At 70.8% G+C, this 22180-nt stretch carries 20 protein-coding genes; 15 read left to right on the forward strand and 5 right to left on the reverse strand.

The window, feature by feature from the left end; all coding sequences use genetic code 11:
• The 7 genes from ribA to GTW40_RS02710 all read left to right on the forward strand — a co-directional run.
• Window positions 1-633, forward strand: a 633-nt coding sequence (gene ribA / locus GTW40_RS02680) for a GTP cyclohydrolase II (RefSeq protein WP_161178526.1), incomplete at its 5' end; no start/stop codon positions are given.
• Window positions 634-655: 22 nt separating this feature from the next.
• On the forward strand, window positions 656-1141 hold the full coding sequence (gene ribH, locus GTW40_RS02685) for a 6,7-dimethyl-8-ribityllumazine synthase (RefSeq protein ID WP_161178527.1): 486 nt from the start codon (window positions 656-658) through the stop codon (window positions 1139-1141).
• A 33-nt stretch (window positions 1142-1174) separates the two neighbouring features.
• Window positions 1175-1447 carry a phosphoribosyl-ATP diphosphatase gene (locus tag GTW40_RS02690; protein ID WP_026249121.1) on the forward strand — a complete coding sequence of 91 codons (273 nt, stop codon included), beginning with the start codon at window positions 1175-1177 and terminating at the stop codon, window positions 1445-1447.
• Window positions 1448-1522: 75 nt separating this feature from the next.
• Window positions 1523-2380, forward strand: coding sequence for an ATP phosphoribosyltransferase (gene hisG, locus GTW40_RS02695; RefSeq protein WP_161178528.1), 858 nt, complete (start codon window positions 1523-1525; stop codon window positions 2378-2380).
• Window positions 2381-2394: 14 nt separating this feature from the next.
• Entirely contained in the window at window positions 2395-2853 is a 459-nt protein-coding gene (locus GTW40_RS02700; RefSeq protein ID WP_161178529.1) for a PH domain-containing protein, read from the forward strand.
• Between the two features lie 288 nt (window positions 2854-3141).
• Entirely contained in the window at window positions 3142-4476 is a 1335-nt protein-coding gene (locus tag GTW40_RS02705) for a hemolysin family protein (protein ID WP_161178530.1), read from the forward strand.
• Entirely contained in the window at window positions 4473-5597 is a 1125-nt protein-coding gene (locus GTW40_RS02710; RefSeq protein ID WP_161178531.1) for a hemolysin family protein, read from the forward strand. Before GTW40_RS02705 ends, GTW40_RS02710 begins: the two co-directional genes overlap by 4 nt.
• Before the next feature lie 32 nt (window positions 5598-5629).
• Here GTW40_RS02710 and GTW40_RS02715 read toward each other — a convergent pair whose 3' ends face one another.
• Both GTW40_RS02715 and GTW40_RS02720 read right to left on the reverse strand, forming a co-directional pair.
• The gene (locus GTW40_RS02715) at window positions 5630-7495 is read right to left on the reverse strand and encodes an AAA family ATPase (protein WP_161178542.1); all 1866 of its coding nucleotides are present in this window, start codon (window positions 7493-7495) and stop codon (window positions 5630-5632) included.
• Between the two features lie 469 nt (window positions 7496-7964).
• A complete protein-coding gene (locus GTW40_RS02720) occupies window positions 7965-8546 on the reverse strand; it encodes a hypothetical protein (RefSeq protein ID WP_161178543.1) in 582 nt (193 codons plus the stop codon).
• Between the two features lie 263 nt (window positions 8547-8809).
• Here GTW40_RS02720 and GTW40_RS02725 point away from each other — a divergent pair, with 263 nt between their 5' ends.
• The 3 genes from GTW40_RS02725 to GTW40_RS02735 all read left to right on the forward strand — a co-directional run bounded on the left by GTW40_RS02725 (window position 8810) and on the right by GTW40_RS02735 (window position 13005).
• Window positions 8810-9766, forward strand: a complete 957-nt coding sequence (locus GTW40_RS02725) for a hypothetical protein (RefSeq protein WP_161178532.1) — start codon at window positions 8810-8812, stop codon at window positions 9764-9766.
• 39 nt (window positions 9767-9805) lie between these two features.
• Window positions 9806-11347: an amino acid permease gene (locus GTW40_RS02730; RefSeq protein ID WP_161178533.1), complete on the forward strand. Its 1542-nt coding sequence runs from the start codon at window positions 9806-9808 to the stop codon at window positions 11345-11347.
• A 296-nt stretch (window positions 11348-11643) separates the two neighbouring features.
• A complete protein-coding gene (locus tag GTW40_RS02735) occupies window positions 11644-13005 on the forward strand; it encodes a peptidase C39 family protein (RefSeq protein WP_161178534.1) in 1362 nt (453 codons plus the stop codon).
• A 61-nt stretch (window positions 13006-13066) separates the two neighbouring features.
• Here GTW40_RS02735 and GTW40_RS02740 read toward each other — a convergent pair whose 3' ends face one another.
• Window positions 13067-14155 carry an FAD-dependent monooxygenase gene (locus tag GTW40_RS02740; protein ID WP_161178535.1) on the reverse strand — a complete coding sequence of 363 codons (1089 nt, stop codon included), beginning with the start codon at window positions 14153-14155 and terminating at the stop codon, window positions 13067-13069.
• A 155-nt stretch (window positions 14156-14310) separates the two neighbouring features.
• Here GTW40_RS02740 and GTW40_RS02745 point away from each other — a divergent pair, with 155 nt between their 5' ends.
• The gene (locus tag GTW40_RS02745) at window positions 14311-15225 is read left to right on the forward strand and encodes a LysR family transcriptional regulator (protein WP_161178536.1); all 915 of its coding nucleotides are present in this window, start codon (window positions 14311-14313) and stop codon (window positions 15223-15225) included.
• Window positions 15226-15378: 153 nt separating this feature from the next.
• Here the strand turns inward: GTW40_RS02745 and GTW40_RS02750 are convergent, their stop codons facing one another.
• Window positions 15379-17499, reverse strand: coding sequence for an FG-GAP-like repeat-containing protein (locus tag GTW40_RS02750; RefSeq protein WP_161178537.1), 2121 nt, complete (start codon window positions 17497-17499; stop codon window positions 15379-15381).
• Between the two features lie 480 nt (window positions 17500-17979).
• On the opposite strand from GTW40_RS02750, the gene GTW40_RS02755 reads away from it, so the two are divergent.
• A complete protein-coding gene (locus GTW40_RS02755) occupies window positions 17980-18696 on the forward strand; it encodes a TetR/AcrR family transcriptional regulator (protein WP_161178538.1) in 717 nt (238 codons plus the stop codon).
• A gap of 266 nt (window positions 18697-18962) precedes the next feature.
• The gene (locus GTW40_RS02760) at window positions 18963-20135 is read left to right on the forward strand and encodes an acyl-CoA dehydrogenase (protein WP_161178539.1); all 1173 of its coding nucleotides are present in this window, start codon (window positions 18963-18965) and stop codon (window positions 20133-20135) included.
• A gap of 441 nt (window positions 20136-20576) precedes the next feature.
• Here GTW40_RS02760 and GTW40_RS02765 read toward each other — a convergent pair whose 3' ends face one another.
• The gene (locus tag GTW40_RS02765) at window positions 20577-21026 is read right to left on the reverse strand and encodes a hypothetical protein (RefSeq protein ID WP_161178540.1); all 450 of its coding nucleotides are present in this window, start codon (window positions 21024-21026) and stop codon (window positions 20577-20579) included.
• 209 nt (window positions 21027-21235) lie between these two features.
• Between GTW40_RS02765 and GTW40_RS02770 the strand changes: the two genes are divergently transcribed.
• Window positions 21236-21676, forward strand: coding sequence for an Lrp/AsnC family transcriptional regulator (locus GTW40_RS02770; protein WP_053661693.1), 441 nt, complete (start codon window positions 21236-21238; stop codon window positions 21674-21676).
• A 92-nt stretch (window positions 21677-21768) separates the two neighbouring features.
• The coding region (locus tag GTW40_RS02775) for an amidohydrolase family protein (RefSeq protein ID WP_161178541.1) at window positions 21769-22180 on the forward strand (412 nt) is incomplete at its 3' end.

The following is a 22180-nucleotide window of genomic DNA, read 5'->3' on the forward strand; positions in this document are numbered from 1 at the left end:
GCCGAGCCCGCCGTCCGCCGCGAGGCCGAGACCCGACTGCCCACCCGCCACGGCACCTTCACCGCCTACGGCTACCGGGCCGCCGACGGCGTCGAGCACGTCGCCCTCGTCCACGGCGAACTCGGCGACGGCGAGGACGTATTGGTCCGCGTCCACTCCGAATGCCTCACCGGAGACGTCTTCGGCTCCCTGCGCTGCGACTGCGGCCCCCAGCTCGACGCCGCCCTGGAGCGCATCCAGGCCGAGGGCCGGGGTGCCGTCGTCTATCTGCGCGGCCACGAGGGACGCGGCATCGGCCTGCTGTCCAAGCTGCGCGCCTACGAACTCCAGGAGCGCGGCCGCGACACCCTGGACGCCAACCTCGAACTCGGCCTGCCCGCCGACGCCCGCGACTACGGCGCGGGTGCCCGCATCCTCGCCGACCTCGGTGTGCGCAGCGTCCGCCTGATGACCAACAACCCCGACAAGACCGAGGCGTTGGAACGCCACGGCCTGAAGGTCACCGACCGCGAGGCGATGCCCGTCCGCGCCGGTGAGCACAACCTCCGGTATCTGCGCACCAAGCGCGACCGGATGGGCCACGACCTGCCCTGGCTGGACACCCCCACCGTGTCCACCTGCGGCGACCAGTAAGCGAAAAGCACTTAGGAGAGACGTGAGCGGCAAGGGTGCACCGGAGCTGTCCGTACGCAACGTGAGCGACCTCAGGGTCGCCGTCATCGCGGCGCAGTGGCACGACAAGGTGATGGACGGCCTGCTGAACGGCGCCACGCGCGCCCTGCACGAGCTGGGGATCGACGAGCCGACGGTCATCCGCGTCCCCGGCAGCTTCGAACTGCCCGTGGCCGCCAAGATCCTCGCGGGCCGCGGCTACGACGCGATCGTCGCCCTCGGCGTCGTCATCCGAGGTGGCACCCCCCACTTCGACTATGTGTGCCAGGGCGTCGCCCAGGGCCTCACCCAGGTCTCGGTGGAGACCGGTGTCCCCGTCGGCTTCGGCGTGCTGACCTGCGACAACGAGGAGCAGGCCCTGGACCGGGCCGGTATCGAGGGCTCCCACGAGGACAAGGGCCACGAGGCGGTCACCGCCGCCGTCGCGACCGCGGCCACGCTGCGCTCGGTGTCCGAACCCTGGCACTGAGGCACCCCCGGAGCGCGTAGGGTGGAGACCACCATGTCCAAGAAGACGTTCGAGGAGCTGTTCACCGAGCTCCAGCACAAGGCAGCCACCGGCGACCCCGCCACCTCCCGCACCGCCGAACTGGTCGGCAAGGGCGTCCATGCCATCGGCAAGAAGGTCGTCGAGGAGGCCGCCGAGGTCTGGATGGCCGCCGAGTACGAGGGCAAGGAAGCGGCCGCCGAGGAGATCTCCCAGCTGCTGTACCACGTCCAGGTGATGATGGTCGCCCGAGGCATCTCGCTGGACGACGTGTACGCCCATCTCTGAACCGCCCTCCGCGACTCCACCCGTTCCGCCCGTTCCACCGCACCACCCCCGTCACACGAAGGAAGCCGAAACCTCATGCTGCGCATCGCTCTCCCCAACAAGGGTTCCCTGTCCGGACCTGCGGGGGAGATGCTGCATGAGGCCGGCTACCGGCAGCGCCGCGAGTCCAAGGAACTGCGCGTCGTCGACCCGGTGAACGAGGTCGAGTTCTTCTACCTCCGCCCCCGCGACATCGCGCTCTACGTCTCCTCCGGCCGCCTCGACATCGGCATCACCGGACGCGACCTGCTGATCGACTCCGGCGCGGACGCCGAGGAGATCCTGCCGCTCGGCTTCGCCCGCTCCACCTTCCGCTTCGCCGCCAAGCCCGGCACCGCCGACGGCGTCGAGGACCTCAAGGGCCGTACCGTCGCCACCTCCTACGAGGGCATCGTCGCGGGCCACCTCGCCGACCGCGGTGTGGACGCCTCCGTCGTCCACCTCGACGGCGCCGTGGAGACCGCCATCGAACTGGGCGTCGCCGAGGTCATCGCGGACGTCGTGGAGACCGGCACCTCCCTGCGCAACGCGGGTCTGGAGGTGTTCGGCGACCCGATCATGACCTCCGAGGCCATCGTGATCCGCCGCACCGGCGCGGCCACCGACGAGGCCGCGGAGCCCAAGGTCCAGCAGTTCCTGCGCCGCCTCCAGGGCGTCCTGGTCGCCCGCACGTACGTGATGATGGACTACGACTGCCGCGTCGAGCAGCTGGAGAAGGCCGTCGCGCTCACGCCCGGCCTGGAGTCCCCGACGGTCTCCCCGCTGCACAACGAGGGCTGGGTCGCCGTCCGCGCCATGGTCCCCACCAAGGACGCCCAGCGCATCATGGACGACCTCTACGAGATCGGCGCCCGCGCCATCCTCACCACCGCCATCCACGCCTGCCGCCTGTGAGGGACACGCCCCGGATGTCCGACACCCCGCCCGCCCTCCCGGTCACCTTCCGGCCGGGCCGCACCCGGGCCATCCTGCTCACCGCCGGAGTCACGATCTTCGTGGTCATCTCCGGGGTCGGGCTGCTCCTGGAGAAGCTCGGCCCGGGGGAGCGGCTCACCTTCGTCGTCACCGGCGCCCTCATCTTCTGGGTGCTGGCCCTGCTCGCGCGGGTGAAGGTCGTGGCCGACGAATCCGGTGTGACCGTCGTCAACATCGCGAGCCGCCGCAGGCTCGACTGGGCGGAGATCGTCCAGGTCAACCTGCGCCAGGGCGACCCCTGGGTGTTCCTGAACCTCACCGACGGCACCAGCCTGCCCGCGCTCGGCATCCAGCCCGGCGTCGCCAAGCAGCGGGCCATCGCCGACGCGCGGGCCCTGCGCACTCTGGTGGAGCAGCGCGCGCCGCGCGATCCCGAGCTCTCTCAGGGCTGAGCCCCGACAGTGGTCCGGCCCGAGGTCAGGGCCGGGTCGGGGTCCGCTCGGGGACGGTTCGGGGCCGCCGCCCCTGCCGCACCGGCCCCTGTCTTGACTAATCTGTTGGCGGAGGCGTCCCCATGGCGCCTCCGCCTCCGTCGTGCCACGCCCGGCGCGCACGGAGGTTTCCCTGCTATCCGAGGAGTGACCCTCTCCGGCGATGGACGGATCGTCCTGTAGTACCTGCGCCGCCCCCTGCCGACATACCGCGGACCCGTTCCGCGTACATGGCGAGGCGGCGGCATCATGACCACCTCTCTGCTGCTTCTCGCGGCGGCCCTCCTGCTCATCCTCGCCAACGGCTTCTTCGTGGCGGCCGAATTCGGCCTCGTCACGGTCGAGCGGCCCGACGCCGAGAAGGCGGCCGCCGACGGCGACAAGCGTGCCCACCGGGTCGTGGAGTCGCTCAAGGAGCTGTCCTTCCAGCTCTCCGGCACCCAGCTCGGCATCACCATCACCTCCCTGGTCGTCGGCATGCTCGCCGAACCGGCCCTGGCCGACCTGCTGGACGGCCCCGTGGGCGCGCTCGGCGTCCCCGAGGGCGTGGCCTCCGGCATCGCCGTCATCGTCGGCATGCTGCTCGCCTCCGCGGTCCAGATGGTGATCGGCGAACTCGTGCCCAAGAACTGGGCGGTGTCCAAGCCGCTCCAGGTGGCACGCTTCGTCGCGGGCCCGCAGCACCGCTTCGCGCGCCTGTTCCGCCCGGTCATCGCCGTGCTGAACACGGTCGCGAACAAGTTGGTGCGCGCGCTCGGCGTCGAGCCCGCCGAGGAGCTGGCCTCCGCCCGCACCCCCGGCGAACTGGTCTCCCTGGCCCGGCACTCCGCACAGGCGGGTGCCCTGGAGCAGGACACCGCCGACCTGTTCGTGCGCACGCTCTCCCTGGGCGAGCTGACCGCACAGCACGTCATGACCCCGCGCGTGAAGGTCAGCGCCCTTGAGGACTCGGCCACCGCCGAGGACGTGGTCAATCTGACCCGGGCCACCGGCCTGTCCCGCTTCCCCGTCTACCGGGAGAAGATCGACGACGTGGTCGGCATGGTCCACCTCAAGGACGCCCTGGCGGTCCCGGCGCACGAGCGCCTGCGCACCCCGGTCGCCCGCATCGCCCGCAAGGCACTCCTCGTCCCGGAGACCCTGCCGGTGCGCCCGCTGCTGACCCGGCTGCGCAGCGAGCAGCCCATCGCGGTCGTCGTCGACGAGTACGGCGGCACGGCGGGCGTGGTCACCCTGGAGGACATCGTCGAGGAACTCGTCGGCGAGGTCCGCGACGAGCACGACCGCCAGGACGTGCCCGAACTCGTCGCCGCCCCGCCCGAGGACGGCCGCCCCGCCTGGGACGTGGACGGCGGCTGCCGGGTCGACGTGCTCCGGCGCATCGGCCTCGAAGCCCCCGAGGGGCCGTACGAGACCGTTGCCGGTCTGGTCGCCGACCTGCTCGGCCGTATCCCCGCGCCCGGTGACCGGGCCGAACTGCCCGGCTGGCGGCTCTCGGTGCGCCAGGTCCGCCACTACCGCGCCGAGCGGGTCCGCGTGATCCGTACGGCCCCGGTGGCCGCGGTGAAGGAGACCGTGCGATGAGCGTCCTGCAACTCTTCTTCGCGGCGCTGCTCGTGCTCGCCAACGGCTTCTTCGTCGGCGCCGAGTTCGCGCTCGTCTCCGTCCGCCGCAGCCAGATCGAACCGCTCGGCACCGCGCGGGCCCGCCAGGTCCTGCACGGTCTTGAGCGGCTGCCGCAGATGATGGCGGCGGCGCAGTTCGGCATCACCGTCTGCTCGCTGACCCTCGGCGCGGTGGCCGAGCCGACCGTGGCCCATCTCCTGGAGCCGCTGTTCGAGGCGGTCCACCTGCCCGAGGGCATGATCCATCCGCTGGGCTATGCCATCGCGCTCGCCGCGGTGGTCTTCTTCCACCTGGTCATCGGCGAGATGGTGCCGAAGAACCTCGCCATGGCCGCTCCGGAGAAGGCCGCGATCTGGCTCGGTCCGGGCCTGGTGTACTTCGCCCGGCTCTGCCGGCCGGTCACGGTGGCTCTCGGCGCCTGCGCCCAGGGCATCCTGCGGCTCTTCCGCGTCGAGCCCAAGGACGAGGTCGAGGCCGTCGTCACCAGCGAGCAGCTCAACCGCCTCCTTGAGGACTCCGGCCAGGCCGGACTGCTCGACCCCGAGGAGCAGGAGCGCCTGGAGGACGCGCTGGAGCTGGGCTCCCGCCCGGTCACCGACGTCCTCCTCAGGCGGGAGTCCCTGGTCACCGTGGAGCCCTCGGTGACCCCGGCGGAGATCGTGGAGCTGACGGCGCGCACCGGCTACTCCCGCTTCCCGGTGTCCGCCTCGGCCAAGGGCGCCTTCATGGGGTACGTCCACGTCAAGGACGTACTCGACCTGGAGGACTCCGACCGCGCGGTGCCCCAGCACGTCTGGCGGCCCATGGCCACGCTCCGCGCGGAACTCCCGCTGGACGACGCGCTCGGCGTGATGCGCCGGGCGGCCACCCATCTGGCCCAGGTGGCCGACGCCTCCGGGCGAGTGCTGGGTCTGGTCGCTCTGGAGGACGCGCTCGAACTGCTGGTGGGCGAGGTCCGCGACCCGGCCCATCCGCACCCCGCGCCGTCGCCGCACGAGTCGTCGAGGCCGGAGCGGTCCGGCGCGGAGGTCTCGGCGCCGAGGCCGAGCGGTGAGCCGGAGCAGGCCCTGACGGCCTGACCGGGGTCATGCGCAGGCCGCGGGGCCCGTCGTCACGTCGCCGACGGGTCCTGCGGTCCCCGCCCCGACAGCACCTCCCCGTACGCCTGCATCAGATCGGGCAGCCGCAGCGTGGCGAGATCGTCCCGGGACAGCACGCCCGGGTACACCGAGAGCCGCAGGTCCCGGTAGGCGCAGCTCTTCTCGTACAGCGTGCGCAGGAACCGGCCGTTGCCCAGCTCGTCGATCCACCCCTGGTCCACCACGTGCCCGGCGATGGACCGCAGCTCCTCCACCGCCTCGTCGTCCCACCGGTCGCCGTTCTCCGCCGCCAGCACCCGGCCGATCTCGGTGAGTTCGCCGGGGCGGTACGACGGGAAGTCCACCCGGGTCGTGAAGCGGGAGGACAGCCCGGGGTTGGCGGCCAGCAGCCGGTCCATGCCCTCCGGATAGCCGGCCAGGATCACCACCAGATGGTCCCGGTTGTCCTCGGCCCGCTTGAGCAGCACCTGCAGCGCCTCGTCGCCGTACGCGTCGCCCTTGCCGTACCCGGAGTTGGAGAGCGCGTACGCCTCGTCCACGAACAGCACGCCGCCGATGGCGGAGTCGATCAGCTCGTTGGCCTTCACGGCGGTCTGGCCCAGGTACTCGCCGACCAGGTCGGCGCGCTGGGCCTCCACCAGGTGGTCGCCGCCGAGCAGGCCGAGGGCGTAGAAGACGCGGCCCAGGATGCGGGCGACGGTGGTCTTGCCGGTGCCCGAGGGGCCGGAGAAGACGAAGTGTCGTTTCGGCGGCTGGACCGGGAGGCCCTGTCCGGCCCGCAGCCGCGCCATGTTGAGCTGTGCGGAGAGCGCCTTCACCTGGCGCTTGACCGGTTCGAGGCCGACCATGCGCTCCAGCTCGGCCAGCGCCTCCTCCAGTAAGGCGGGGTCGGTGGGCCCGGTGGGCAGCGGCGCGGAGGCGGACGTACCGCTCTTCACGCGGACCGCGCGGTCCGGTACGGAGGGCAGGGGGCCGGTCGGCAGGTCCGGTTCGGGCAGCCGCAGATCGCGGCCCTCGGTGCCGAAGAGCGGGTCGAGGGTGTCCGGGCCGTCCATGGCGTCCTGACCGGCACCGGCCAGCGTGATCGTGGCGAAGTCGCCCGGGTCGTCGTACCCGTCGCCCTCGGCGATGGCCGCGAGGCGGGCCGAGGTGTCCATGAAGGCCGGGTCGACCCGGTGCACCGCCCGGTACAGCGGCAGGGCGGCGGCGCTGCGCCCTGTGCCCTCGTGGGCGCGGGCCAGCCAGTAGCGCAGCTCCTTGCGCTGGGGCTGTTCGCTGCGGCAGCGCATCAGGGCCGCCGAGAGCAGCGGCTCGGCCTGTCCGTACATCTCCAGGCGCACCCGGGCCATGCCGCCGAACAGCCCGGCCTCGATGCCGAGCAGCGAGTCGTCGAGCAGCGGGTCGGTGTGCCGCGTCAACTGGTCCCAGTCCTTGACCAGATAGGAGCGGCACGCGTGCAGGAAGCGGACCTGCGGGTCGGTGTCCACCGGGGGCAGTCCGGCGAGGGCCCGGTCCAGCTCCGGCACATGGCGGCCGTCCAGCCAGTGCGAGGCGTGCGCGAGCAGCAGATCGCGCGGGCTCTCCAGCACCGGTTGCACCCACCAGCCCAGCCAGTACCAGGAGTTGAGGGCGCGGCGGTGCCGGGCGCGCTGCTCCCCGAAGCGGTCGCGGTGCCGGAACATCCGCAGCAGCGCGGTCGTCGTGTCGACGCGCAGCGCGTGCAGGCCGAGCCAGGCGTCGGCCATCCCCGGGTCCATCCGCACCGCGGCGCGGAACTCCTCCTCCGCCTGCGGGTAGGCGCCCATCGTGTAGGCGTCCACGCCCCGCGTCCAGGCGAGGTCGGCCGGGGCCTCGGAGCCCCGCGTGCCGAAGTCCATCATCCCCCCACGAACCGTGCCCCCGATGGTCACCACCGGGCAGGCGCCCGACAGTCGCCGCGGTCGAACCGCTGTGCCGCGGAACGGAGTTGCAGGTGCGCGAGGCAGCAGCTCGAAGGTCGCACCGAGGGCATCGTACCCGTGGGACCACCAGGTGCCGAAGGGTGTGACAGGGGCCGTTCCGCGAGGTGGGAGCATACGGGGCGCACACCGTGCGGTGACCGAGAGTGAGAATTCGGGGCCGCGAGAGGGGTCCGGAGACGGCGTCAGGGCAGAACGAAGCCCCCAGTCACGGGGGAACGACCGGGGGCTTCGTGTCAGCGGGGCGACTCCGGGGAGCCGCACATTGAGAACGTAAGACCTGTACGGGCCCTCGGTCAAGCGGAGTTGGGGCGCTCGTGAAAGTTGATCGGCGCCCGTCTTCACAAGTTCACCACACTGCCGATGGTCCCTCACGGTGAGTGACATCTTAGTCCGGTCCATCGGTCATCGCGGGCCCCGGCAGCACCTCGTACCCCTCCCGCGCCTGCCGCACTAGAAGATCCGCACGGGGGCGCGAGGGGTCGTCCGCGAAGTGCGCGCGCTCCGCCGCCGTCCAGCCGTCCCAGAACTCCCGCTGCTCCTCGCCGTCCCGCCGCCGCCCGCGCGCCCACGCCTCCGGCGCGGGCAACTCCATCCACAGCAGCAGCGCCAGCCGCGGGCGCAGCTCCCGGCGCCCCGCGCCGACCCCCTCCACCAGGACCACCGGCGCGGGCGGCAGCGGGCGGGGCGGCCCGAAGGCGCGCAGATTCCAGTCGTAGGGCGTGTACCGCGCGCTCTCGCCGCGCGCCAGCGGAGTGATCACCTGCTCCGTGAAGCGGCCGGTCCAGTCGAAGAGGTGGTCGTGGCTCGCGAAGTCGTCCAGGTGCAGCACGGGTGCCCCGCCGAGCGCGGCCGCCAGGCGGGCGGCGAAGGTGGACTTCCCGGAACCGGCGTGCCCGTCGACGCCGACCAGCCGGACCGGGCCCAGGGACGGGGGGAGGGCGCGCAGCCGGGCGGCGAGGTGCTGAATGGCGATTCCCGAGGTGTGGTGCGGTGTGGGGGAGTTCTCCGGAAACAGTCTAGTAGCGGCCGGTGCGGGCACTCGCGCGGGCACTTGCGCGGGCATCGAAACGTCACCCCTTGAACCACTGGCTGACTTCCGGTCAATGAGCGGTTATTACGTTCCGATTCCGCCGACCGATTTGTGAATTTAGGCGTTCCCGGTGCGGCGGCGGCTGAGTAAGGTGCGTCCTGCGCAACTGTGATGCGCCGTATGCGGACGGACAGGAGAGCATGGCCGCGGAGTTATTCGAAGGGCACTATGTATGGCATCCGGCGGCCGACGACCGTGTCCTGGCGAGTGTTTGCGTCGATGTGCGCGCCGGGCGTTATCGCTACGCCCAGGAGGCCCTGGCCGAGACGCGTTCCGACTTCGGCCTGCGTGCCCACCGCTCCCTCGTGCTCGCCTCCGAGGCGGCCGGCACCGACCTGGTCGAGCAGTGGCTCGCCGAGGAGGGCACGCCCGAGTCCACGCTGATGTGGGCCAGGGTCGCCGTACAGCGCGCGATGCGGGCCGCCGACGCGCGCGACGAACGCGCCGAGACGCTGGAACGCATCGCCCTCACGGCCTGCGACCGGGCCGCCGCCCTCGCTCCCGACGACCCCACGCCCTGGGTCGCCAAGCTCGCCATGGCCCGGCTGCACCGGCTGCGCGACCCCGCGCCGAAGGGCCTGCTCACCTCGCCGCCCGGCCCCTGGCGGCTGTTCTCGCACGTCCTGTCCCTCGACCCCTGGAACCGCGAGGGCCACCACCGCTTCCTCTCCTTCTTCTTCACGCGCCACGGCGGCTCGGTGAACGCGGCCTGGGACGTCGCCGCCTTCCTCAGCCAGCGGGCGCCCGCCGACTCCGCGCTGCGGCTGCTGCCCCTGGTGGCCCTGGTGGAGAGCTACAACCCCACCCAACTGCTCGCGGACCGGGTGTGGGAGCAGCCCCAGTGGCGCTCCACCACCCTGGCCGCCTACCGCAACTGGCTGCCTACCGTGGCCGGTTACCGCTTCACCCCTGTGCTCGACCTGGCCTACCTCGCACACGCACTGGTCATGGCCCAGTGCGAGTTCGAGGCCCGGGCGGTCTTCGCGGCGATGGGTCCGTACGCCTCGCGCATGCCCTGGAGTGCCTTCGGCGACCCCGCCGAGCAGCTCTCCCGGGCCCGGCGCGCGTGCGGGCTGCCCGTCCCCGGACCCGCCTGACCCCGTACCCGCTCTGTCCCCCAACAGAAAGGCCGAGCTGTGTCGGAACGGATATCGACGCCCCGGGAGAAGTCCCGGGGGGACGAGGAACCGGTCGTCCTCGACGACGACGCCACGCTGCACGCCATGGGTTATCCGCGAAAACTGACGCGCCGTTTCAAGGCGTTCGACAATTTCGCGATCTCCTTCACCATCATCAATATCCTCTCGGGTATTTTCTCCTCCTTCGGATTCGGTATGAATGCGGGTGGCCCCCGTGTTCTCGTGTTCGGCTGGATCGGCGTCTCGGTGATGGTCCTGTTCATCGGAGCCGCGATGGCGGAGGTGGCCTCCGCCTATCCGACGAGCGGCGCGCTGTATTTCTCGGCGGGCAAGCTCGCCAAGCGGCACAAGGGCGCCTGGTCGTGGTTCACCGGGTGGCTGAACTTCGTCGGTCAGATCGGCGGCACCGCCGCCACGGGCTACGCGGCCGCCACCTTCATCCAGGCGTTCGTCGCCCTCCAGTGGCCGTCCTACGAGCCGACCGCGCACCAGACCGTGCTGCTCACGGCCCTGATCATCGTGCTCCAGGGGCTCGCCAACACCTACACCGTCCAGCTCGTCGCCCTGCTGAACCGGATTTCCGTGTGGTGGCTGCTGATCGGACTCGTGGTGATCGTGACCGCACTCATCGTGGTTCCCGATCACCATCAGTCGGCGTCGTTCGTCACGCATTTCGAGAACAACACCGGCTTCACCAACGGCCTTTACGGCGGCATGTTGGGTCTGCTCGTCACCAGCTGGACGTTCACCGGGTTCGACGGCAGCTTCCACATGTCCGAGGAAACGGTTCAGGCCACCGTCAACGCGCCGAAGGGGATCACCCGGGCCATCGGCTATTCGGCCGTCACCGGCCTGATCCTGATGCTGGCACTGGTCTACAGCATTAGCGACTACGCCAAGGTGGCCGGCTCCGACGCGCCTCCCGTCCAGATTCTCATCGACGGTCTCGGACTCGGCACCGCGAAGGCGATGCTGCTCATCGTCATCGGCGCGATGCTCTTCTGCGGTCTCGCCAACCTCACCAGCAACACCCGGCAGATCTTCGCCTTCTCCCGCGACGGCGCGATGCCCGGCTCCCGCTGGTGGCACTCCGTCTCCCCGCGCACCCGGACGCCCGTCAAGGCGGTCTGGCTCGCCGTCGCCTGCTCGGTCGCCCTGGTGGTGCCCGGCTGGTGGTCGCACACGGCCTTCACCGCCATCGTCAGCGTCAACGTGGTCGGACTGTTCCTCGCCTACGCGGTGCCGATCTTCCTCCGGCTGCGGCTCGGCGACGAGTTCCAGCCCGGCCCCTGGCACCTCGGCCGCTGGGGCCGCCCCATCGGCTGGCTCGCGGTGGTCTGGATCCTGCTGAGCAGCGTCCTCTTCATGCTCCCGCAGGCGTCCCCGATCACCGTCGACTCCTTCAACTACGCCCCCATCGCCCTGGCGGCCGTCCTCCTGATCGCCACGGTCTGGTGGTTCACCACGGCCCGCCGCCGCTTCCAGGGCCCGGTCAGCTACGGCCGCCCGGACGAGGTCGCGGCGATGGACCTGATCTGAGCGGGCCCTCCGGGGGTTCGGCAGGTTTCCACGCGCGAGGGGGCCCGGGTGCACGTACCCGGGCCCCCTCGGGGTTGATGCGGGCGGCGCGGGAAGGCCGATGCGGGCAGCGCCTGACCAGCCGTTCCGCCGTCCCGGCGACCGGTGTCATTGGTTGAACCAATGTTCCTCGTGCGGCATGCGAGGAAGTGCTGGCAGGGGCATGGCGGGGGGCGCATAGTGGGCGCGAAGCCATGCGCCGTCCGCACCTGTTCCGTACCTGTTCGCACCTGGACTCCCTGGGGGTAGTCGCGTCCATGAGCAGAGCCCAGCAGCCCTCCCGCCGTCATGTCCTCGGGGCGGCCGTGGCCGTCGCGGTGAGCGCGGGAGCGGTGTCCGCCGTTCCCGCCGTCGCGGCCCCGGCCGTACGGCACGGCGGGGCCTCCGGCCGTCCCGTCGAGTACCACGCCTGGACCTCGTACACGGACTGGCGACAAGGCACCGCGCACGGAGTCCGGGCCGTCGCCGGATCGCGCCCCGGGATCGTGATCGCCGCGCCCGCGGGCCGTACCGACTACACCGACCCGCACACCGGCACCACCGCCACCTGGGAGTACGCCACCTGGACCTCGCCCGTCCACCGGCTGTCCGTGCCCGCCACCGAGGTCATCGCCTCCTGGAACGCGCACACCCCCGAGGGCACCTGGCTCCAGACCGAGCTGACCGGCACCTACTCCGACGGCACCGCGACCCCCTGGTACGTGATGGGCCGCTGGGCCTCCGGCGACCAGGACATCCGGCGCACCTCCGTGGACGACCAGAGCGACGGCAAGAGCTCCGTCTGGACGGACACCTTCGCCATCGACGACGCGAGCACGGGCCTGCGCCTGGTCTCGTACCGCCTGCGCCTGACCCTGTACCGCAAGCCCGGCACCCACACGACCCCCACGGTCCGCCGCCTGGGCGCGATGGGCTCGGACATCCCCGACCGCTTCACCGTCCCCGCCTCCACCCCCGGCCTCACCCGCGAACTCGCCGTCCCGCGCTACTCGCAGGAGATCCACAAGGGCCAGTACCCGCAGTACGACAACGGCGGCGAGGCCTGGTGCAGCCCCACCTCCTCGCAGATGATCATCGAGTACTGGGGCGCCCGCCCCACCCCCGAACAGCTCTCCTGGGTCGACCCCTCGTACACCGACCCCCAGGTCTGCCACGCGGCCCGCTCCACCTACGACTACCAGTACGAGGGCTGCGGCAACTGGCCCTTCAACGCCGCCTACGCCGCCTCCTACTCCGGCCTCCAGTCCGTGGTCACCCGCCTCACCTCCCTCACCGACCTGGAAACCCTGATCGCGGCCGGCATCCCCGCCATCACCTCCCAGTCCTTCCTCAAAACCGAACTCACCGGCGCGGGTTACGGCACCTCCGGCCACCTCATGACCGTCATCGGCTTCACCCCCGAGGGCGACGTCATCGCCAACGACCCGGCGTCCGTGAACGACGACGCGGTGCGGCGGGTGTACGCACGGCGGGAGTTCGAGAACATCTGGCTGCGGACGAAGCGGTACGACGCGAACGGCAAGGTCAGGAGCGGTACGGGGGGCGTCTGCTACCTGTACTTCCCGGCCGACCCAGCACCAAGTCAGCACCGCGCGCTCGCCGGGGTCGGGGTTCGTTGACCGATGGGTCGCCGAAAGCGTGCCGGGTCACGTCGCTGCTGTCACAGATTCGTGAAGGGGCTCATCGCGTGATCATCCAGTGGCTGAAGGCCACGTAGTTCGTGGCGAACTCTTCCGGGGTGGTGGAGTCCTCCACCCGCTTGGACAGCTCGTTGACCTTGGCGTAGTGCGGCAGCCGGTCCCGCTGGTAGGCGGCGAGCGCGGCGGGCACTTGCGCCGTCGAAGCGAGTAGCCGGGCGAGCAGCAGTGCGTCTTCCACTCCGAGGGAGGCGCCGGCGGTGATGTGCGGAGACAGCGCGTGCGCGGCGTCTCCGACGAGGGCCACATGGTTCGACACCCAGCGCGGCAGCGGGGGCACGAGCATGATCTGGTTGTACAAGATCGTGTCGTCGGGGGTCGACTCGATGAGTGCGGGCAGGACGGGATTCCAGCCCGTCGTGTCGAGGAACTCGGCTCGCTCGAGCGCCTGCTCCTTGGGTGTGCCCTTGAGCGTCGGCGAGCCGAACTGGTTGATCAGCCAGTACACCGTGCCGTCGACGGTGGGTACGAATCCGCCCCGGGTGCGTTCCTCGCCCAGCACGATGACGCTTTCGTCGACAGTGACGCCTGCGGGTGGTGTGACGATCGAGCGCCAGGCGTGGTGTCCCTCGTGTGCGATCGCGTCACTGTCCGGTACCAGTCGCGACCGGACGACCGAGTACGCGCCGTCGGCGCCCACGAGGAGGTCCGCGTCGGCTGTGTGTCCGTCCTCGAAGCGGACCGTCACCCCGGCGTCGCTCTCGACGTAGTCGGCGATGCGGGATCCCAGGCGGAGGTTGTCCCTACCGACCGTCCTCGCGAGCAGCGCGTTCAGTTCCGGGCGTTGTGCCAGCAGGTAGCGGTGATCGTCCTTGGAGAAGCCGGGCGGATCGATGGACTTTCCGGTCGGGTCCCGGAAGTACATCTCGGTCGGCTTGGCGATGGTCCTGATCTGGTCGCCGATGCCGAGCTCGTCGAAGACGGCCATGGCGTTGGCCCATATCCCGAGCCCCGCACCCGCCGCGCGGATCTCGGGAGCCTGTTCGCACACCACCGCGTCGATGCCTGCCCTGTGCAATGCGATCGCGGTGGTGAGACCGACGATTCCGCCTCCGGCCACTATTACGCGCACGAGCTGTCCTCCTGATGACGCCGTCGGATTTCTGGCACCCACTTCGGCCGCACGGGATGGTCGGCAGGGTGCTCGAGAAAGACGCTAGGACCGGCCATGGATATCGACAAGTGCATGATTGATACCCGAATATTGTCGCGTGTGATAATCGGGTGATGGACAACGTCGACCTGAACCTGATCCGGGCCTTCGACGCCCTGCTTGCCGAAGGCAGCGTCACTGGCGCGGCCGAACGGCTGCACACCTCCGCGCCTGCGATGAGCAGAACCCTCGGACGGCTGCGACGTGTCTTCGGCGACCCGCTCTTCGTCCGCGCCGGACGGCACCTCGTCCCCACCGCGCGGGCTCTGGAACTGAGCAGCGAGGTCCGGACGATCGCCGCACGCGCCAGGGCCCTGTTCGAGCCTCCTCGACACATCGATCCCGCCACCGCGGTCCGGGCCTTCGACCTCCAGATCAGTGACGCGCTGTCCATGACCTTCACGCCCGCACTGCTGGAAGACCTACGGGTTTCCGCGCCGGGCCTCACCGTCCGGCTGCACCCGGAAAGCACCGAGGCGGTCCCCGCTCTTCGGGAGGGCTTGGTCGACCTCGAAATCGGCGACGTCAGCCGTCATGAACGCGAAGTCCAGGTCGAGGCTCTGGTGTCGGACGTCTTCGTCGCCGCGGTACATCGCAGCCATCCCCTGAGCGCATCGCCGCAAGTGACACCGGAGCAGTTCGCGGCGGCCGACCACGTTGCCATCTCCCGAAGCGGCCGAGCGTACGGACCCATCGACGCACAACTCGCCGAACTCGGTCTGCGCAGGCGTGTGGTCGCGGTCGTGCCCACCTTCGCCGAGTCGCTCCATCTGGCGCACAGAGCGGGACTGGTGTGCATGTGCCCGGCCACACTCGGCCGCCGGGCCGCCGCAACACTGGAGCTGACCACATTCCCGATCCCGCTCACCCTCCCGGCCGCCGACATCGGCATGGCCTGGCATCCACGCAACGCGAACGACCAGATGCACCGCTGGCTGCGCACACGCGTACACGCGGTGATGTCACGCGAACTGGCGCCATCCCCCTGAGCCGTTCCCAGCGGCGACACCGGAAGTCGGCACGAACTGACAGGGCCTGTCGCACCAGTTCGGCGTTCGCCGACCGCGTGGGTCGAAAGGTGCGGGCCGGCTTCGTAGACGGAGAAGCCTACGAAGCCGGCCCGCGTCAGGACCCGTGTGGACTCAGTTGGCGCTGCGCAGGAAGGTGCTGCGGTTGATGTCCCAGCCGGTCGTGGTGGCGCTGGCCCAACCGGGGGCGGAACCGTTGATCTTGCCGTCGGGCCGGGACGTCCAGGTGAACATCTTCACCTTGCCGTCGCTGTACCCGTACATGCCCGCGAGGTCGTCCAGGCCGTCGCCGTTGAAGTCACCGGGCACGAGACGCATGTCCGCGTAGGTGAAGTTGCCAGCGGCTGTCTCGTAGGCGAGGGCGGGGGTGTTGAACTGTCCGTCGAGGGTGGTGCTGCTGGTCAGGATGTGGATGGCGTCGTGACCGTCGGAGTAGTCGTACCAGGCGGCGACGTCGTCACGGCCGTCGCCGTTGAAGTCGCCCGCGTTGACGTGCGTGCGGTTCCAGTCGCCGAAGGTGGCGCTGCCCCAGGAGCCGATGGAAGCCTGGAAGCCGCCGTCGGGCTTGGCCAGGAAGCTGTACATCTTGATGCTTCCGTCGGCGAAGCGATAGAGCGTGCCGATGTCGTCGCGGCCGTCGCCGTTGAAGTCACCGGTCACGAACTTCATGTTGTCCCGGTTCCAGTCGTTGTTGGTGTTGGACCACGACGGGAAGGGGGCGTTGAAGCCACCGGTGGTGGTGGCCGTGAAGGTGAACAGGCGGTCGGTGCCGTCGTCGTAGTCGTACCAGACGGCGAGGTCGTCGCGGCCGTCACCGTTGAAGTCGCCGCTGTGCAGCGTCATGTTCCGCGCCGTCCAGCCGCCGGGAGCCGCCGACCAGGAGGGGGAGGGGGCCTCGAAGCCGCCGTCGGCCTTGCCGAGGGCGGTGAACAGCCTCACCGAGCCGTCGCTGTAGCCGTACAGGGCGGCCATGTCACCGCGGCCGTCACCGTTGAAGTCACCGGTGGAGAACTGCATGTTCGCCGCGTTCCAACTGCCCACCGCGGAGGCGTAGGACTGGAACGGCTGTTGGACGGTGCCGTCGGCGGCGGCCGTCAGGGTCTGCAGGGCGTCATGGCCGTCGCTGTAGTCGTACCAGGCGGCCATGTCGCTGCGCCCGTCGCCGTTGTAGTCGTGCCGGATCTCCGTACCGGCGCCCCACTGCGCCTCGCCAGCGGCGTTGTGGACGACGAAGTTGCCGCGGTCCTGCAGGACGGCCTTGCCGCCGGGGACGGTCACACCGGCGTGCCAGAGGACCGTCGTACCGTCGTTGTCGACGACGGTCAGGTCGCCCTGGGCGGAGAAGCGGGCCGTGGCGCCCGGGTGTCCGGCGGTCTTGGTGGACCAGAGCGTCTTGCCCGCGTTGGAGATGACGACCAGATCACCGTTGGCCTGCATCGTCAGACGCGCCGAGTTGGAGACCAGGCTGTCCTGCGACCCGAGTACGGTCCCCGCGGCGAGGGTGTTGCCATGGGCGATGTCGTCAACACGCGTGGACAGGGCGTCCGTACGCGTCTCGTTCGGATCGCTGCCCCAGCACCCTCCCTGCCATGAACGCGAGTTGAGAGCTATCAGCTTCGTGACGCCCGCGACCGTGGCGAGCACGGGCCCGCCGCTGTCACCGGCGCACACCGTGCCGCCGTCCTTGCCGGTCATTGGCAGCTCGGCGCCATCGACGGCGCCGACTGTGAAGGTGCTGGTGTGCAGCTTCAGCGGCGACCACTCGTCCTTGGTGCGGCCGTAACCCGCGATCGTGACGGTGCTCCCCGCCGCGGGCGCCCCGGTGGCGATCGGCACCGGCGCGATGGTGGTGACCGGCTTGTCCAGCCGGGCCAGCGTCAGATCACGGTCGGTGCGTGGAATCAGCTCCACGACCTTGCGCTGGACCTTGAGTGCGGGCGCCGCGTCCAGGTCGCCGAACGTGGCCGTGGTGGGACTGGCCGGTGCGCCGGCGGGCGGCAGTGCGTCGGCGGAGAAACACGCGGCGGCGGTGAGCAGCCACTGAGGCGCTATCAGGACACTCGAGCACGCTCGGTCGCCGTCACCGATGTCGATGCGCGCGGTGAACTGGTAGTCGCTACCGGCGACTTCCGGTCCGGTCGCGGCCTGGACCGGCGAAGCGCCGAGGACACCGGCGGCGAGAGTGGTGGTGAGCAGGCTGCTGAACAGCGCTGTGGTACGAGATCTTCTGGGCACGAGGTACGTGGGATCCAATCACGTCGAAATGGGCATGGGTCGGTAACCCGAACAAACCCCCGCCATCGGCGAAGCAGCCCGGGTTCTCTCCTGCGAACGACACAGGAGGAGCGGATGGTGTATTCGGGGAACGTGCCGGTGCCGCGACACTGTCGGGAAGCAAGCTGTCCACCAAAGCCGTATGACAGGTGACTGAGGTGCTGGTGGGGCGGGGAAGGTGAAGGCTCGTCAGCTTATGACGCGCAACTCGGTCACGGTAGTGAGTTCTTCCGAGACGGATTGCCTTTGGTGCAAGGGCAGTTGAGGTCTTCGGCGGAGCACGGGCGCTCGCGCGGGGTCCGGCGGGCTTACGGCGCCGCCCCGCGCGGCCGGGGCCGTACGACGCCCCCGCCCACTCCGTCACGCCCCCTCACCCGTATGGCCGCCTCTGCCATACTGCGGGTGTCCCGCCGACCGGAGAGACCAGGGCCGGAATTGAATATGCGTCAACAGCCCGTCGCCCTCAGTCAGGCAGTCGGACCGGGTCGGCCGGCGCGCGGTACCGAGCGGTCCGCGGCGCGCAGGGCCGAGCTCATCGCCATCGGGCGCAGGCTGTTCGCCGACCGGTCCTACGACGCGCTGTCCATGGATGACATCGCGCGGCAGGCGCATGTGGCCAAGGGGCTCATCTACTACTACTTCCGGTCCAAGCGCGGTTACTACCTCGCGATCATCCAGGACTCCGTCGCGGACCTGGTCACCTACGCCGCGAGCGGACTCGAACTGCCCGCCGTGGACCGGCTGCACCGCACGCTCGACAGTTATCTGACGTTCGCCGAGCACCATCAGGCGGCCTACCGCGCCATCGTCAGCGGCGGTGTCGGTTTCGACGCGGAGGTGCACGCCATCCGGGACGGGGTGCGCGAGGCGATCGTCGACACCATCGCCGAGGGCGCGTACGGCAGGACCGGCGTCGGGCCGCTCGCCCGCAGTGGGCTGTTCTCCTGGGTGTGCAGCGTCGAGGGCGCCACCCTCGACTGGATCGAACGCCCGGCGCTGACCCGCGACACCCTGTGCGAGCTGCTCGTCAAGACGCTCGGCGGCACCTTGCGCGCGATCGAGGAGCTGGACCCCTCCTGCCCGGCCCCGCCCCCGGCCCGCCGGGACCCCGCCGGGACACCTGACCCCGCCGGGACGGCTGGCCCCACCTCCGGCTGACGCCCCCCCGTCCCACCCTGCTTCACCCCAACAGCCCCCCGCACCCAAGATCGACAAGGCGCCGCAGGCCCATTTCGGGTTTCCTGAAGTAAGCGCTCGTTAACTGGTGACGGGAGGTCGCGGATCGGGCATACTCACGGCACAGCCGCTGGTCAGCCGCCTCCGAGACCCGGAGCGGGCCATCGGCGAACCGGAACGATCAGGCGGAGCCGCCCGACCCGAGGCGCACCTCCGCCGGTGTGCCCGACAGGGAGGAGACCGACGCCATGTCCGACCGCGACCCGCAGCCGGTGGAGCGTCAACTGCCCACGGAAGAGGCCCGCGATCTGCTCGCGCTCGTCCGTGAGATCGCCCAGCGCGAGATCGCGCCGAAGGCGGCCGAGGAGGAGGACGCCGCCCGCTTTCCGCGCGAGGTCTTCACCCTGCTCTCGGAGGCGGGCCTGCTGGGCCTGCCGTACGACTCGGAGTACGGCGGAGGGGAGCAGCCCTACGAGGTCTACCTCCAGGTCCTGGAGGAGCTGGCCGCGGCCCGCCTCACCGTCGGCCTGGGCGTCAGCGTGCACACGCTCGCCTCGTACGCCCTTGCCACCCACGGCACCAAGCAACAGCAGGTCGAGCATCTGCCCGCGATGCTCGGCGGCGGGCTGCTCGGCGCGTACTGTCTCTCCGAGCCCGCCTCCGGCTCCGACGCCGCCTCGCTGCGTACCCGGGCCGTCCGGGACGGCGACTCCTGGGTGCTCTCGGGCACCAAGGCGTGGATCACCCACGGCGGTATCGCGGACTTCTACACGGTCATGGCCCGCACCGGCGAGGACGGCCCGCGCGGCATCACCGCCTTCCTGGTCCCCGGCGACGCCGAGGGGCTGAGCGCGGCCGCGCCCGAGAAGAAGATGGGCCTCAAGGGCAGCCCCACCGCCCAGGTTCACCTGGACGGCGTAAGGGTCTCCGACGACCGGCGGATAGGCGAGGAGGGTCAGGGCTTCTCCATCGCCCTGTCGGCCCTGGACTCGGGCCGCCTCGGTATCGCCGCGTGCGCCATCGGCGTGGCCCAGGCCGCCCTGGACGCGGCGGTCGGATACGCCATCGAGCGCAGGCAGTTCGGCCACGCCATCGCGGACTTCCAGGGCCTGCGCTTCATGATCGCCGACATGGCCACCCAGATCGAGGCCGGCCGCGCGCTCTACCTGGCCGCCGCCCGGCTGCGCGACGCGGGACTGCCGTTCGCCAAGCAGGCCGCCATGGCCAAGCTGCACTGCACCGACACCGCCATGCGGGTCACCACGGACGCGGTGCAGATCCTCGGCGGCTACGGCTACACCGCCGACTTCCCGGCCGAGCGCTACATGCGCGAGGCCAAGGTGCTCCAGATCGTCGAGGGCACCAACCAGATCCAGCGGATGGTCATCGCCCGTCATGTGGCGGGGCCGGAGGCTCGCTGAACTGCCCCCTGATCACCTGCGGGGCCGCCAGTTCGACCCACTCCGGGTCGTCGCGGCCCGGCAACGTGCGGCCCCGGTCGGCCCAGGCGCGCATCATCTCCAGGTAGATGGGCGGGTCCTGCGGTGGCCGGGGCGCTGCCGGTTCCGCGGGCCGTGGGACGAAGGGCCGGCGCTGACGCCCGTTGGCCGTGTGCATGGGGGTCATGACTGGCCAACGCGGGCCCGCCCGCCGGGGTCACCCCCGCGCCAATTCGAGCGTCAGTTCACTCGCGTCGGCCGCCGCCCACCGTCCCGCGTCACCCGCGCGGCACCGCGTTTCACCCGTACGGCACGGCACTTCACCCACACGGGATCACGTCTCATCCGTATGGCTCAACGCCCCGCCCCCGGTGTGGCTCGCACCGGGGGCGGGGCGTTCGTCGGAAGCGGGCTCAGGCGGGCTCAGGCGGCCTGGTCGCGCATCGCCGGTACGCGCATCGGGCGCGAGCCCGGGCCGCCGACGTGCGAGAAGGGCTGCGTGCGCCAGTCCAGGCCCTGGGGGAGCGTCAGCAGCAGGGCGGTGTCCTGCTCCTGCGGCGCGACGGACGCGTCGGCCGGGCGGGCGTCCGCCGCCGTGCGGCCGGTGCCCGCGCAGACCGTGAGGCCGAACGGGTTCCACGGCGAGGCGCACCGCGCGTGCTCCGGCAGGATCTCCTCGTCCGCGAGGAGCGCGATGGGCTGCGCGCAGTCCGGGCAGATCACCCGGTACATCTCGAACGTGTCGTAGGTGTCCTCGGCGTCCAGGCTCTCGGCGTCGTCGTCGAAGTCCGGTTCGACGTACTCCGGCACGGGCTCGACGACGCGCGGCTGCCGCCTGGCGGCGGAACGGACGGGGCGCTTGACACTCTGCATGGGATTCTCCCCCTAAGGCTGGGCCGTGAAGGCACTGCGGCCTCGACCACAGCAAGCACTTCCCGTCCACTCTCGGCGGTAATCGTGAGAACATCACGCAGCGCGCACGAATCCTGTGGTGTTCGTCACATGGCGGTGTGAACGTACCCCGCATGACCTGCGCAGCTCGGGTACCGGAAAGGATCGTGCGGCCTGTAGGTTCTTGCGACATGGAGGAGCTGGACCGTCAGATCGTGCAGCTGCTCGTCAAGGACGGGCGGATGAGCTACACAGACCTGGGCAAGGCCACGGGCCTGTCCACGTCGGCCGTGCACCAGCGGGTGCGCCGGCTCGAACAGCGGGGCGTCATCCGCGGCTATGCGGCCGTCGTCGACCCCGAGGCCGTCGGGCTGCCGCTGACCGCCTTCATCTCGGTCAAACCCTTCGACCCCAGCGCCCCGGACGACATCGCGGACCGGCTCGCCGGTGTCCCCGAGATCGAGGCCTGTCACAGCGTCGCCGGGGACGAGAACTACATCCTCAAGGTGCGCGTGGCCACCCCGCACGAGCTGGAGGAGCTGCTCGCCCGGCTGCGCTCGCTGGCCGGGGTCTCCACCCGCACCACGGTCGTGCTCTCCACGCCGTACGAGGCGCGTCCACCAAAGGTCTGATCCCCGGCGGGCCCCCGGTGGCCCCATAGGCCCCATCGGTCCCGTCCGCCCCGGTTCCCGCCCTCCCGCGCGCTCGCGAGAGACTGTGGGACATGAGTGACCAGTGCGCCGACCCCACGAGCGACCCCGAGACCGTCCTGCTGCGCCGGGGCGAGGTCCACAGCCCCGCCGACCCCTTCGCCACGGCGATGGTCGTGGAGCGCGGCCAGGTCGCCTGGGTCGGCTCCGAGGGCGCCGCCGACGCCTTCGCCGACGGTGTGGACCAGGTGATCGACCTCGACGGCGCCCTCGTCACCCCGGCCTTCACCGACGCCCACGTCCACACCACGGCCACCGGCCTCGCCCTGACCGGGCTCGACCTGTCGGACGCGCCGACCCTGGAGGCGGCCCTCGACCGGGTCCGCGCGTTCGCCGCCGACCGCCCCGCCGACCGGGTGCTCCTCGGCCACGGCTGGGACGCCGCCCGCTGGCCCGGCGGCCGCCCGCCGACCCGCGCCGAGCTGG

Source organism: Streptomyces sp. SID4985, assembly GCF_009863025.1.
GTDB lineage: Bacteria > Actinomycetota > Actinomycetes > Streptomycetales > Streptomycetaceae > Streptomyces.

Excerpts from the sequence above, each read along its gene's own strand:
- GTW40_RS02690 (WP_026249121.1), top strand. The coding sequence starts at position 1,175 with ATGTCCAAGAAGACGTTCGAGGAGCTGTTCACCGAGCTCCAGCACAAG.
- hisG (WP_161178528.1), top strand. The coding sequence starts at position 1,523 with ATGCTGCGCATCGCTCTCCCCAACAAGGGTTCCCTGTCCGGACCTGCG.
- GTW40_RS02700 (WP_161178529.1), top strand. The coding sequence starts at position 2,395 with ATGTCCGACACCCCGCCCGCCCTCCCGGTCACCTTCCGGCCGGGCCGC.
- GTW40_RS02705 (WP_161178530.1), top strand. The coding sequence starts at position 3,142 with ATGACCACCTCTCTGCTGCTTCTCGCGGCGGCCCTCCTGCTCATCCTC.
- GTW40_RS02710 (WP_161178531.1), top strand. The coding sequence starts at position 4,473 with ATGAGCGTCCTGCAACTCTTCTTCGCGGCGCTGCTCGTGCTCGCCAAC.
- GTW40_RS02715 (WP_161178542.1), bottom strand. The coding sequence starts at position 7,495 with ATGGACTTCGGCACGCGGGGCTCCGAGGCCCCGGCCGACCTCGCCTGG.
- GTW40_RS02725 (WP_161178532.1), top strand. The coding sequence starts at position 8,810 with ATGGCCGCGGAGTTATTCGAAGGGCACTATGTATGGCATCCGGCGGCC.
- GTW40_RS02735 (WP_161178534.1), top strand. The coding sequence starts at position 11,644 with ATGAGCAGAGCCCAGCAGCCCTCCCGCCGTCATGTCCTCGGGGCGGCC.
- GTW40_RS02745 (WP_161178536.1), top strand. The coding sequence starts at position 14,311 with ATGGACAACGTCGACCTGAACCTGATCCGGGCCTTCGACGCCCTGCTT.
- GTW40_RS02755 (WP_161178538.1), top strand. The coding sequence starts at position 17,980 with ATGCGTCAACAGCCCGTCGCCCTCAGTCAGGCAGTCGGACCGGGTCGG.
- GTW40_RS02760 (WP_161178539.1), top strand. The coding sequence starts at position 18,963 with ATGTCCGACCGCGACCCGCAGCCGGTGGAGCGTCAACTGCCCACGGAA.
- GTW40_RS02765 (WP_161178540.1), bottom strand. The coding sequence starts at position 21,026 with ATGCAGAGTGTCAAGCGCCCCGTCCGTTCCGCCGCCAGGCGGCAGCCG.
- GTW40_RS02770 (WP_053661693.1), top strand. The coding sequence starts at position 21,236 with ATGGAGGAGCTGGACCGTCAGATCGTGCAGCTGCTCGTCAAGGACGGG.